Raw genomic sequence first — 13,115 nt, 5'->3', positions numbered from 1 at the left:
ATAATCCCAAGCTTTATTTTTTCAAATATTCCTGTTTAGATAGGTTATATTTTGTTTTGTAGCATCCTCATTTGCTGATTAAAAAGCACGTTTCATTACTTTCCACAGCCAATATCCGCAAAATCCCCCAAGTGTATTAAGGATAACATCATCCACATCACAAGCACCTATCCTTGTTACAAGCTGAAGCAGTTCGACAGAAACAGACAAGGCAAAAGCGCAGCCTATAACCGAGGAAAGCTTGCGGACATTAGCAAAAAGAAGGGGAATAAAGAACCCGAACGGCATAAAAGCGAGGATGTTTCCGAATAAATTATTCGTCCATAACCCCAGATTAAAGGAAGACAATCCGCCTATGTCTGCAAGAATACTTCTAAATGGAATGAAATTATAAGCAACAGTTCCTTTGACTGCTTGTCTGTACCCTGAAAAAAACAATAAATAAAATAAAATTACTATATATACAGCAAATAAACAGAAGCACATTCCTCTGAAAATCTTTCGTCTACATTCCATTACTCTTGCTCCTTATAATGAAAAAATTCACAGCAGTTTCCGAACATTATATAAGAAAAATGAAAGATTTGTACAGAAATTAGCTAAAAAAATGCATTTAACCTATTGATGAATTGTTTTCTTCTTGATATAGTTACTTAGGTAACTAATTTTAATTTAACCTTATAAGTTAGGAGCACCTGCTGCTATGAATGATGTTCATGAATTATTTCACTCGATAAACCAGCTTGCCAGACAAATGACAAAATCATTGAATGATGCACTTCAGCCGTTCGATATTTACAGTTCACAGTGGACTGTTCTCTTTTTGCTTAAAACAAAGGGTTCTATGACACAGAAGGAAATTTCCGATTATTTAGCAATTGAGGCACCGCCGATTACAAGAACGGTGCAAAAATTAGTAGCAAATGATTATGTGAGACAAGTAAAGGGAATCGACAAACGCACAAAAAGGATTGAGCTTACCGAAAAAGCGTTGGAGAAGTACCCAGAATGGGAAAAAGCAGTCCTGCAAATGAACGAGGAGCTGATTCAGCCATTAACTCCCGCATCTCAACAGCAATTACTGACATTGATTTCAGATTGGAATCAGGATTTATCAACTAGGGGGAAGGAATTTGAGTAAGGAAACACTTTGGACGAAAAGTTTTATTAATATTTGGGTTAGCAACTTTTTTTTATTTTTAACATTTTATTTTTTAATGGTGTCTCTGCCCGTTTATGCCATCAATGAACTGCATGGGAAACAATCAAGCGCAGGTCTGATCACGACAATGTTCTTGCTGACAGCCATTGTCATCAGACCGTTCGCAGGCAAGCTGATGCAAAAATACGGGAAGAAGACACTGCTTGTACTGTCATTGGCGATCTTCTTTCTTGTGGCGCTATTCTATTTCTTGCCTGAATCTGTCGGAAGCCTACTGATTGTCCGTGCCTTTCATGGCATCGGATTCGGGATGGCAACTACTGCAACAGGAACGATTGTTGCAGATATTATTCCCAACTCCAGAAGAGGCGAAGGAATGGGCTATTATTCAATGTCGATGAACCTTGCGATGGTTGCAGGGCCGTTCCTTGGTTTGATGGCCATTAATTCATGGGGAGCAGATACACTATTTTTGCTGGCTGTAATATTTGCGGTTTTTGCAATCCTAACAGGTTTATTTATTAAACTGCCGAAAAATACAGTTCCCGCAAGCGAAGCACCGGCAGAAAAGACTCCATCTAAATTCGGCGGCATTCTCGAACCGTCTGCTATTCCGATCAGCATTGTTGCTGCACTGTTTGGAATCGTTTATTCATCTATTTTGTCCTTTGTGTCTGTATATGCAGACGGCAAAGGCTTGCAGAGTGTGTCAGGCTACTTCTTTGTCGTATATGCTATAATCATGCTGATCGGCAGACCATTTGCAGGACGCTGGTTTGACCGTTATGGTGCAAATGTGATTGTTTATCCATGCATTCTGCTATTTGCTATAGGAATGCTGACATTGAGCAATGTAAACACAGCCTTTTTCTTCTTGTTTGCAGCAGCGTTAATTGGCTTAGGTTATGGAACGCTCTTTCCAAGCTTCCAAACAATCGCCATTCAAAAAGCTGCTCCAGAAAAGCGCGGCTTAGCAACAGCAACTTTCCTGTCATTATTCGACAGCGGCATCGGAATCGGGTCCTTTATAGTAGGTTTTGTCGGAGACATGATTGGCTTCGGTTCGCTATATTTCTACAGTACTTTCTATATCTTATTAGCACTTGTCGTTTATTATTTCCTACATGGAAAAGCGGCAAAACAGGCTAAGTTAATGAGCAATGTATCGAAAGCTGGATAAATCTTGAATGCCTGAGCAAATTAATTTGCTCAGGATTTTTTATGGAAACAAAGAGCTTTTAACCATTTGCAGAAAAATTAAAAAATATTTTTTTGATTATTGACAAATGTGTGAACTTTTTATTATCCTAAGGGTATAACAAATGTTAAGTGCTGTAACAAATGTGACATGAAGAACCTTAAAGTGTTTATCTGTGACAGATGTTACAGTTTTTTTAACTTAAAAATGAAAGCGCTATTATTTAGGGTGAGGAGGCTCAATAACAAGCAAATAAGGGGAGGAGAAGGGGGCTTATATGCAGTTAGCTTTTATACTTTGTTTGATACTTATTGTGCAATATCTTTTATCGCTGTTTCAGATTAAGCAATACAAAAAGAATATCGATAAAATTGTCAGCGGTTACAAAGGTCAGGATGGTTTTTTTATGTTCTCAGGAATGACACGCGGAAAGCTTAAGCACGGAGCAATTGCTGTCTTAATTGTTGATAGTAACTATATCATTCATGAATGTCACTTGTTAAAAGGGATGTCAGTCTTAACTAAATTTAAGGCGATGGAAATCTATAAAGGCAAGCATGTTGGGGAAATTGTCAGCTACATCCATGATGAGATTCCTAATAAGGGCAAAAATAAACTTCCTTCCTCAAGAAAGGCATTGTTACAGGCAAGTGAAAATGCATTATTAACAATCGCTAAGAAAAAGGTGTCATTAGGAGTATAAATAAGGGGGTCAAACAATGGAATGGATCAAATGGTTAGGAGAGCATTTTATTGGGATGTTTCAGGCAGGCGGGGAAACCTTTATGGGGCTGGTAACAGGCATTGTTCCTACTCTCGTCGTTCTATTAACATTCACGTATGCAATGATGAAATTTGTTGGAGAAGAAAGAGTTACACGAATCATTCAGTTTGCTGCTAAATACACAATCCTTCGCTATACACTCATGCCAATTCTATCACTTCTTATGTTAACAAACCCAATGGCATATACTTTTGGCCGTTTTTTACCAGAAAAGCAAAAGCCCGCCTTCTACGATTCAGCCGTATCATTCGTTCATCCAGTCACAGGTTTATTTCCTTATGCAAATGCAGGAGAGCTCTTTGTCTATTTAGGAATTGCTAACGGCATCCAAGAATTAGGGCTGCCGATAGCAGACTTAGCTGTCCGTTACTTTATCGTTGGTGTCGTTATTATTTTGATTCGTGGAATCGTAACTGAAATAATCACAAAATATTTAGCGAAAAAGGATGGCGCTGATATAGCGTAGAAAAGGGGGAGATTGTAAATGACAGCTTATCGCGGTGTTTTCGTATCCAAAGGCTCAGGCGGCTGGGGTGTTGGTCTGTATGTGGAACCAGATTCTAAAAAGAACAAAATTGTTTCGATTACAGGCGGAGGGATTCATCCAGTTGCCGCAAAAATAGCAGAGTTAACTGGTGCTGAGGCAGTAGATGGCTTTAAAGGCTCCTATCCAGAAGAAGAAATGGCCTGTGTTGTTATTGACTGTGGCGGAACTGCACGGATTGGCGTTTACCCAATGAAACGAATTTTGACAGTCGATGTTCTTCCTTCCTCTCCATCAGGTCCGCTGTCCAAATATATTACCGATGATATTTTTGTATCAGGTGTAACAACGAAAGATGTGGCGATTTCAGAAAGCTATAATCAATCTGCAAGTGCCGAAGAAGCAGCAGAGCGTCCTAAATTTGATACTAAAGATAAAGACAAATTCCAGGAGAACTATAAACAATTAAAACAAAACATTGCAGCAAAACAAAAAGAAAATATCTTGCTGCGTTTCTCAAAAGGAATTGGTAATGTCACAGGCACATTTTATCAAGCTGGCCGGGACACAATGGATATTTTGCTAAAGAATATTCTGCCTTTTATGGCGTTTGTAAGTATGCTCATGGGAATTATTAATTATACAGGTGTGGGCGATTGGATTGCACAGGCACTTACTCCTCTTGCTGGTTCCCTTTGGGGGCTGCTTGTCATAGCGGTTGTCTGTACATTGCCCTTCTTATCTCCAGTGTTAGGACCTGGCGCCGTAATCGCCCAAGTTATTGGCGTATTAATCGGTTCGCAAATAGCGTTAGGCAATATTCCGCCCCAATATGCTCTTCCTGCCCTATTTGCCATTAATGGGCAAGTTGGCTGTGATTTTATTCCTGTTGGTTTGTCTCTTGGCGAAGCTAAGCCAGAAACAGTTCGCTACGGAGTACCTGCGATTCTTTACAGTCGTTTGATCACAGGTGTTGTTGCTGTAGTCATTGCTTATTTTGCTAGTTTTGGCATGTATTAAATACGTGGAAGGATAGGGTCGATGTGTTTAAACAGGATAGAAGGATGCTCGTTAAAATTGCCCAAATGTATTATGAGGAAGGTGCCACCCAATCGGAAATTGCCGACAGAATTGGAATCAGCAGGTCCCTCGTTTCTAAGCTGTTAACGAAAGCGAGGGAAGATGGTATTGTCGAAATTATCATTCATGATGACCATATTCATCAATTTAGAAATATTGAACGGAAAATAGAGCGTCTTTATGCATTAAGGGAAGTAGTATGCATAGAGAGTGTTGGCAAGGAGACGTCAAAAAAGCAATTAGGCGAAGCGGCCAGTGAGTATTTACATCGTGTTATCAGAGATGGCCAGATTATTGGCATGTCCTCTGGCACGACATTAAATGAAGTGGCAAAGGCTATCAGTTCTGTGCAGCACTATCCAACAGCAACCGTTGTTCCATTAGTCGGAGGGATGGGGAACGAGCGAGTAGACATTCATTCGAACAGTATTGTCTCAAAGGTCGGCAATGCCCTTCAATCGAAGTATGAGTTACTGCATGTTCCAGTAATGCTAGACACAAAGGAAGCGAGAGAAGTATTAATACGCCAGCCTTCTATCCGGTCTATTTTTCATTTAGCAGAACAATCACATATTGCCATTGTAGGTATAGGCGGCCGGCCAGAGGATTCGACGATGGTAAAATCGTACATGGGCTCTGATCATCTGCAAATCACGAATGACTCAGAAATTGTCGGCGATATTTGTTATAACTTTATTAATAAGTTTGGCAAGCCTGTTCAAAATGCTTGGAATGACAGAGTGATAGCAATGGAACTGGAAAAATTAAAAGCAATACCGCTCGTTATTGGTGTAGCTTCCGGTCTGGAAAAGGTTCAAGCCATAAAAGCTGCCTTGGAGGGTAGTTTAATTCATGTGCTGATTACAGATGAAGCAACTGGAACTGCCCTTGTAGAAGGCTAGCAAGAGTTGAAGTCGTGCATATGAACTCTGATTTATTCGAAAATTACCATTGACAGGTATTATTTAACACCTTAAACTAAAAATGCGGAACAAATGATAAGGGTTGGAACAAATGTAATAAAGTTCACTATATTGTTAGACTATATAACATTTGTATTTCTAAAATATTAAATTGTAAGCGCATTACAAATACGAGGGAGGAATTATTAATGTCAATTTACACAAAGCTTTTACAAAGAGAACGTGAAAATGCACCCATTAAAGTCGGAGTTATCGGTGCAGGCCAGATGGGTTTTGGAATGATTGCGCAAATCTCCAAAATTCCCGGTATGATCGTAACAGGTATATGTGATGTAAATGTTCAGGCAGCACAAAGAGCTGCTGACTTCTATTCCTCTCAATCTGCCCGCAAGGATTCTATCGTAGTTACAAACGATTATCGCAAAGTCATTCAGTCAAACAATGTGGAAGTAATCGTAGATGCCACTGGTGTTCCAGAAGTAGGCGCAAATGTTTCATTAGAAGCGTTAAGGTCTAAAAAACATATCGTTCTGCTCAATGTAGAAGTGGATATAACAATTGGCTCCATCATGTATCAAATGTTCAGCAATGCCGGACTAATTTATACAGGCTCAGCCGGTGATGAGCCTGCTGCTACACTAGAATTATATGAATTTGCCAAAACGATGGGATTGGAAGTGCTTGTTGCCGGCAAAGGGAAAAACAATCCATTTAACCCGTTATCAAACCCTGATACAGCAGCTGCTGAAGCAAAAAGTAAAAACATGAGTGCCCATATGCTAGCGGCCTTTCAAGATGGGACAAAAACAATGGCAGAAATGAACCTGTTAAGTAATGCGATTGGGTTAATTCCAGATAAGGTCGGCATGCACGGTGTATCAGCAACAGTGCAGGATGTTGCTGATAAATTGGACTTAAAGGAAAATGGCGGGGTATTAAACAGCTTTGGGGTTGTAGAGTATGTAAACGGATTAGCACCAGGGGTTTTTGTCATTGTCAAAAGTGAGCTTGAACCAGTTGATGAAGAGCTGCGCTACTTAAAAGTTGGCAATGGCCCTCATTATGTATTTTACCGCCCTTATCATTTGGCTAGTTTAGAAACGCCGATCACTATTGCAAAAGCAGTATTAGAGCATGACTCTTCCATTCACCCACTCGGGGCGCCTATATCTGAAACAGTAACGGTCGCTAAAAGAGATATAAAAGCTGGAGAAACATTAGACGGCATTGGTGGATACAGTGTTCGCGGTGTTCTGGAAACGCATTCTGATATGAAGAAAAATGGTCATATTCCAATTGGTTTAATTAGTGGAAAAGTAATAGCAAAACGGGATATAAAAACAGGAACGTTCCTGACTTTTGATGATATAGAGTTAGATACAAATACAACGGTTTGGAAATTAAGAGCATTACAAGATCAGCTTTTTCCATCTAATTTAGAACAACGGCCGCTTGTGACACTATAAGTAATGAACCAATAGGAGGATTAAGGATGACAACATCAGTCGTAAAAGAAATAGGTGTATTAGTTTCCGCATTTAAAGAAGATAAAATCTTAATATTATTCGGGCCACAGGCACCGAAGGAACTTCGAGAAATGGCAGTTATTCATGAATTTGAGCTGTTGGATAGTGAGCCATTAAAGCATGGCGGCACGATTGCATTTGGAGACGAGACTTTTACTATTACAGCGTTAGGAGATCATGCAAATAAGAATTTCAAGGAATTAGGGCATATATCTATCTATTTTCAAGAACCAGTAGATGAAGTGTTGCCTGGAGCTGTGTTTGCTGCACCATATTCCTTCCCAAATTCTATTAATGAAGGAACAGTAATTTCAGTAAAATAAACAAGCGGGAAAGGGAGAATCAAGTATATAAACTTGAGCTCTTTTTCCCTTTTTTTATCCTCTTTTAAATTGATTTTTGATTAGTAAAAAATATCAGAAAATACACGCTTTTCCCTTGACTAGAAGAGGAATACATTATATGATTTTTACAAATGTAACAGTATTGAACAAATGTAAAGGGAGGAACAGTAATGAAGATTAAAACATTAAAGCTTCCTGAAATGATTACAGAACAGAAATTAAAAGAGCTGTATAAAGAACTCTGGCTAATTCGGTATTTCGATGAAAAAGTTGACCAGTTTTTTGCGAAAGGAATGATCCATGGAACAACACATTTATGTGTTGGCCAAGAGCCATCTGCTGCTGGATCCATTGCAGTGATTAGCAGAAAAGATAAGATTATCAGCACCCATCGCGGGCACGGCCACTGTATTTCGAAAGAAGGCGATGTGAACAAGATGATGGCAGAGCTCTTTGGCAGAGAAACAGGCTACTGTAAAGGAAAAGGCGGATCGATGCATATTGCAGATTTAGAAAAAGGCAATCTGGGCGCCAATGGGATTGTCGGCGGCGGGCTTCCGTTAGCAGTCGGAGCAGCTCTTACCTCCAAAATAAAAAATGAGAATTATGTGGTGCTTTGCTTCTTTGGAGATGGTGCATCAAATGAAGGCAGCTTCCATGAATCGCTGAACTTAGCAGCGATTTGGGATTTGCCGGTAGTTTTTATTTGCGAAAATAATCAGTATGGGATGTCCGGCCCAGTCAAAGATATGACAAGGATTGAAAATATTGCCGACAGAGCCGGCAGTTACGGCATACCTGGCAAAGTAGTGGACGGTCTTGACATGATTGAGATAATGAATTCCGTTCACGAAGCGGTTGAGCATGCACGCAATTCTAAAGGACCATCCTTAATTGAAATGAAAACATACCGCTGGAAAGGCCACTCTAAAAGCGATGCAAAAAAATACCGGACTCGGGAAGAAGAGAAGGAATGGCGCGAAAAGGACGGAATTAAACGCTTTAAAGACACGTTAATCAATAGTGGTGTCTTAACAGAAGAAACAGCTAAACAGCTTCAGGAAGAAGCCTATGAAGAGATTGAAAAGGCTGTAACATTCGCTGAAAACAGTCCAGAACCATCCCTTGATAGATTACTAGAAGATGTATATGCCTAAAAGAGAGGAGCTAAAAAATGGCTACTAGACAAATAACCTATTTAGAGGCAGTCAGGGAAGCAATGAGTTTAGAAATGCGAGAGAACGAGGATGTGTTTATCCTCGGTGAAGACATCGGTGTATACGGAGGAGCCTTTGGCGTTACTCGGGGTATGATTGAGGAGTTTGGACCGGAGCGCGTTCGTAATACGCCAATCTCAGAGGCAGCGATTGCAGGTGCTGCCATTGGTGCAGCTTTAACAGGAATGCGTCCAATATTGGAGCTTCAATTCTCTGATTTTATTACAATAGCTATGGACCAAATGGTGAATCAAGCGGCGAAAACACGCTATATGTTTGGAGGTAAAGGCAAGGTGCCAATGGTGCTGCGCACACCTGCTGGTTCAGGAACAGGAGCAGCTGCTCAACATTCACAAAGCTTAGAAGCATGGATGGCCCACATCCCCGGCTTAAAGGTAGTCCAGCCTGCGACAGCTTATGATGTTAAAGGATTGCTAAAAGCGGCAATGGATGATGATAACCCCGTTATTTTTTACGAGCATAAGCTTTTGTATAAAACAACAGGAGACGTGCCAGAAGAATCATACAAAATCGAGTTAGGTAAGGCAGATATTAAACGGAGCGGCACAGATGTGACAATTGTTGCAACCGCTATCATGGTTCATAAAGCACTCGAGGCAGCGGCAGAACTGGAAAAAGACGGCATTAGTGTGGAAGTCATTGATCCACGTACGCTTGTTCCACTAGATACAGACACGATTATACAATCTGTCAAAAAGACTGGACGATTAATTGTAGTTCATGAAGCAGTAAAGCGAGGCGGTTTTGGTGGAGAAATTGTCAGTGTTATTGCAGAGAGCGAAGCATTTGACTATTTAGATGCCCCAATTAAACGGTTAGGAGGAAAGGAAGTCCCGATTCCATACAACCCGAAATTAGAAAAAGCCGCCATTCCCCAAGTTCCCGATATTGTTGAGGCAGTGAAAGAAACAGTAAAGAACAGGTAAGAACAGGTAAGGAGGGAAAGCCAATATGGCAAAAGAAATATTTATGCCTAAGTTAAGCAGCACGATGGCAGTCGGGACACTTCTGCAGTGGTTTAAAGAAGAAGGAGAGACTGTCGAAATCGGTGAACCGCTGTTTGAAATAATGACAGATAAAATTAACATTGAAGTAGAAGCCTATGATGATGGTGTGTTGTTAAAAAAATATGTCGATGTTGACACGGAGGTACCAGTTAACCATATTGTTGGCTATATCGGTGCAAAGGGTGAAGCAGTGCCTGCCAATTCGCCAGGCATTGCTGGCGGTGAAACAGAGGTGAGAGAACAAGCAGAATCAGTTTCTATTCAACAAGAACTCTCCCATAATCACATACAAACGGAAGAAAAACCTCGGGCAACCCCAGCTGCTCGGCAAATGGCCCGCACAAACAAACTAGATTTAGTTTTCATTAACGGAAGCGGACCAAACGGCCGCATTCATAAAAAAGATGTGTTGCTGCAACTAGAAGATAATACAAAGGCAACACCACTTGCGAAAAAAATAGCTGCAGCAGCACAAGTGGACTTAAATACTGTTGCTGGAAGCGGAGCAAAGGGCAAGATTGTGAAAGCAGACGTATTATCAGCGCTGCCAGCAAAATCAATGGAATCAGAACCAGTGCTAGAATCAATGGAAATACGGAAGAAAATGTCTGGGATTCGAAAAGTTATTGCCGAAAGGATGGCACAAAGCGCTTATACCGCACCACATGTTACATTAACCACAGAAGCAGACATGACCAAAGTAAAAGAACTGCGAACATCCCTCTTACCAGTTGTCGAAAAACAAACAGGCCTTCGTTTATCGTTTACAGATATTATCATAAAAGCGGCAGGGACCGCATTAAGTCGTCATCCTCATGTGAATGCATCTGTAGTAGGAGACGAAATTGTTCAGTACAGAGAAATTAACATCGGTTTGGCAGTAGCGGTTCCTGACGGTTTAATGGTTCCAGTCATAAAAGACGTTTCTTCAAAAGGACTCACTGCAGTTACAATGGAGGCAAAAGATATCGGACAGAGAGCGCGTGAAAATAAGCTGCTCCCAGAACAACTAAAAGGCTCTACCTTTACGATCTCCAACCTTGGAATGTATGCAGTTGATGCTTTTACGCCGATCATTAATCAGCCTGAAAGTGCCATATTAGGAGTCGGCCGCATTCAGGATAAACCTGTAGCTATAAATAACAGTCTGGAAATTCGGCCAATGATGACATTAAGTCTCTCCTTTGATCATCGAGCAATCGATGGAGCCCCGGCCGCAGCGTTTTTAACAGAATTAAAGCAAATATTGGAAAACCCATATGAGTTATTAGCATAGGAGGTATAATGGTGAAAACCTATGATATTGTTGTTATCGGCGGAGGACCGGGTGGATATACAGCGGCTCTGCATGCAGCAGAACTTGGACAAAAGACAGCCCTTATTGAGGCAGACTTTCTCGGTGGAACATGCTTGAATCGAGGCTGTATTCCCTCCAAAACATATTTAAAGCATGCTGAAATTATTGAACAAATCGAAAAAGGGAAAGAGTGGGGAATTGACTCAGGACCGCTTCAGTTATCTTTAAGTAAAATGAAGAACCGAAAAGATGACGTCGTTAAACGCCTTCGCAACGGCATTGCTTTCCTTTTAAAAAAAGGAAAGGTGGATGCTTATAACGGCTATGGAACAGTACTGCCTGATGGAAAAGTAATGATTCAATCCGCTAGTAAGGAAGAGACTATTAAGGGCAATAAAATCATTATTGCAACTGGCTCTGTCCCTGCGGTGCCGCCGATTTCAGGATTAGAAACTGTTTCCTATGAAACTAGTGATACAGTTTTCGATTTGGAAGAGATACCTAAATCGGTCGTCATTATCGGCGGTGGCGTAATTGGAGTAGAATTTGCAACTATCTTTGCTGCCTTACAAGCAGAAGTAAGCATTATCGAAGCTTCTGACAAGATTATCCCGACAGAGGATATCGAAGCTTCCAAGTTCTTAACTAGTAGTCTCAAGAAAAAAGGGATTACCATCCATACAAATGCTAAAGTGCAGAGAGTAGAGGAAACTGAAGGGACGAAACTAGTAGTCTGTGAGGATGAAAAGGGGAATGAGCAAAAGCTTCACACAGATATATTAATCGTATGTACTGGGCGCCGGCCGAATCTATCAGCAGTTACAGGGCTTCCATTAGAAACGAACGGACCTTTTCTTCAAGTTAACAGCCAAATGGAAACAAGCATGACAAATGTGTATGCTATCGGAGACGTCATTGGCGGATGGCAGCTAGCACATGCTGCAAGTGCAGAAGGAATAGTTGCTGTAAATAATGCTTCAGGAAGAAAAGACCTTATTGACTATAAAGTAATGCCGCGCTGCATTTACACTCTTCCAGAGATTGCATCTGTCGGTTTGTCAGAAGCAGCCGCAAAAGCGCAAGGAATGGACGTGAAAATAGAGACATTTAATTTTGGCGGGAGCGGGAAAGCAATAAGTGCCGGTCAGCCAGAAGGATTTACTAAAATCATTTATGAAGCAAGGTTTGGCGAGATTATCGGTGTCGTTATGGCAGGTGGAAATGTAACAGAATTGATCGCAAACGCCTCAGCTTTTATGTACCTAGAAGGAACAATAGAAGAGGCAGCTTCCATGATTCATCCGCATCCGACAATTTCAGAAACCTTCTATGAAGCAGCGCTGAATGCAGTCTACAAATCAAAAGCGAATAAAGAAATACATTCGGCTATCTAATCATATTCGCAACAAAAAAGCCTAGTAATAATAGGCTTTTTTGTGCAGTTAAAATAATAAGAGGAATAGACGAAATTAAATAATAAGAATTTTCTTAAAATGTCTTGACTGAACAGGTTCTGTATTTTATGATGATTACAAATGTAACGCTATTGAACAAAAGTAAAAATCACTACAAACGAAAGGAGGGAGACAACAATGGAAAAGTTAATTCAATTAGATGAAAAGGTAATTCAATTGCATGTTAAAGCTGCAAATAGGGAGGAGGTAATGACGAGGCTTTATGAAAAGCTAAAGAAATACAATTATGTTAAAGATACTTTTTTAGCTTCTATTTTAGAAAGGGAAAGCATTTTTCCAACAGGCTTGCCTCTAGCTTCGATGGGCGTGGCAATTCCCCATACTGATCCAGAACATGTAGTCACCCCGATGATTGCTGTGGCAGTATTAGAGCACCCAGTAGAATTTATCGTAATGGGCAGTACAGATACACCAGTGAATGTGGAGATTGTCTTGATGTTAGCAATATCTGAACCTACTAAACAGCTTGTGATGCTCGAACGGTTAATGGGTGTCTTTCAAAATGAAGCTGCCATGTCCCAGTTGAAAAATGCAGCATCTGCTAAAGAGCTGCTTTCTGTATTAGACAGGGAAATAAATCAGATAAGTGTTTAGCAC

Annotated in this window: 14 protein-coding genes; 13 read left to right on the top strand and 1 reads right to left on the bottom strand. The window is 40.5% G+C overall.

The window, feature by feature from the left end; genetic code table 11:
- Positions 1–78 precede the first annotated feature (78 nt).
- Entirely contained in the window at positions 79–516 is a 438-nt protein-coding gene (locus ACLIJJ_RS00670) for a VanZ family protein (protein WP_233313739.1), read from the bottom strand.
- 187 nt (positions 517–703) lie between these two features.
- On the opposite strand from ACLIJJ_RS00670, the gene ACLIJJ_RS00665 reads away from it, so the two are divergent.
- From ACLIJJ_RS00665 to ACLIJJ_RS00605, 13 genes are all read left to right on the top strand, one after another.
- Positions 704–1,141: a MarR family winged helix-turn-helix transcriptional regulator gene (locus ACLIJJ_RS00665; protein ID WP_233313740.1), complete on the top strand. Its 438-nt coding sequence runs from the start codon at positions 704–706 to the stop codon at positions 1,139–1,141.
- The gene (locus ACLIJJ_RS00660) at positions 1,134–2,342 is read left to right on the top strand and encodes an MFS transporter (protein ID WP_233313741.1); all 1,209 of its coding nucleotides are present in this window, start codon (positions 1,134–1,136) and stop codon (positions 2,340–2,342) included. Before ACLIJJ_RS00665 ends, ACLIJJ_RS00660 begins: the two co-directional genes overlap by 8 nt.
- 295 nt (positions 2,343–2,637) lie before the next feature.
- Complete coding sequence (locus ACLIJJ_RS00655) at positions 2,638–3,063, top strand: transcriptional regulator GutM (RefSeq protein WP_233313742.1); 426 nt, start codon at positions 2,638–2,640, stop codon at positions 3,061–3,063.
- 16 nt (positions 3,064–3,079) lie between these two features.
- The gene (srlA, locus tag ACLIJJ_RS00650) at positions 3,080–3,610 is read left to right on the top strand and encodes a PTS glucitol/sorbitol transporter subunit IIC (RefSeq protein ID WP_233313743.1); all 531 of its coding nucleotides are present in this window, start codon (positions 3,080–3,082) and stop codon (positions 3,608–3,610) included.
- A gap of 18 nt (positions 3,611–3,628) precedes the next feature.
- Complete coding sequence (gene srlE, locus ACLIJJ_RS00645) at positions 3,629–4,648, top strand: PTS glucitol/sorbitol transporter subunit IIB (protein ID WP_233313744.1); 1,020 nt, start codon at positions 3,629–3,631, stop codon at positions 4,646–4,648.
- Positions 4,649–4,692: 44 nt separating this feature from the next.
- Positions 4,693–5,610 carry a sugar-binding transcriptional regulator gene (locus ACLIJJ_RS00640; RefSeq protein ID WP_411410433.1) on the top strand — a complete coding sequence of 306 codons (918 nt, stop codon included), beginning with the start codon at positions 4,693–4,695 and terminating at the stop codon, positions 5,608–5,610.
- Positions 5,611–5,819: 209 nt separating this feature from the next.
- Positions 5,820–7,097, top strand: coding sequence for an NAD(P)H-dependent oxidoreductase (locus ACLIJJ_RS00635; RefSeq protein WP_411410432.1), 1,278 nt, complete (start codon positions 5,820–5,822; stop codon positions 7,095–7,097).
- Between the two features lie 26 nt (positions 7,098–7,123).
- A complete protein-coding gene (locus ACLIJJ_RS00630) occupies positions 7,124–7,480 on the top strand; it encodes a PTS glucitol/sorbitol transporter subunit IIA (RefSeq protein WP_233313747.1) in 357 nt (118 codons plus the stop codon).
- 191 nt (positions 7,481–7,671) lie between these two features.
- The gene (locus tag ACLIJJ_RS00625; RefSeq protein WP_233313748.1) at positions 7,672–8,658 is read left to right on the top strand and encodes a thiamine pyrophosphate-dependent dehydrogenase E1 component subunit alpha; all 987 of its coding nucleotides are present in this window, start codon (positions 7,672–7,674) and stop codon (positions 8,656–8,658) included.
- A 17-nt stretch (positions 8,659–8,675) separates the two neighbouring features.
- Positions 8,676–9,665 (top strand): alpha-ketoacid dehydrogenase subunit beta, encoded by a 990-nt coding sequence (locus tag ACLIJJ_RS00620; protein ID WP_233313749.1) that lies wholly within the window; start codon positions 8,676–8,678, stop codon positions 9,663–9,665.
- Between the two features lie 25 nt (positions 9,666–9,690).
- Entirely contained in the window at positions 9,691–11,022 is a 1,332-nt protein-coding gene (locus tag ACLIJJ_RS00615; protein ID WP_411410431.1) for a dihydrolipoamide acetyltransferase family protein, read from the top strand.
- A gap of 8 nt (positions 11,023–11,030) precedes the next feature.
- Positions 11,031–12,437, top strand: a complete 1,407-nt coding sequence (gene lpdA, locus ACLIJJ_RS00610; RefSeq protein WP_411410430.1) for a dihydrolipoyl dehydrogenase — start codon at positions 11,031–11,033, stop codon at positions 12,435–12,437.
- Between the two features lie 198 nt (positions 12,438–12,635).
- Positions 12,636–13,112, top strand: coding sequence for a PTS sugar transporter subunit IIA (locus tag ACLIJJ_RS00605; protein WP_237941476.1), 477 nt, complete (start codon positions 12,636–12,638; stop codon positions 13,110–13,112).
- Positions 13,113–13,115 lie beyond the last annotated feature (3 nt).

Source organism: Niallia laureatilytica (assembly GCF_046613985.1).
Taxonomy (GTDB): Bacteria; Bacillota; Bacilli; order Bacillales; family Cytobacillaceae; genus Niallia.
Note: the sequence above shows the minus strand (reverse complement) of the source record. Positions and strands in the feature narration are given on the sequence as shown.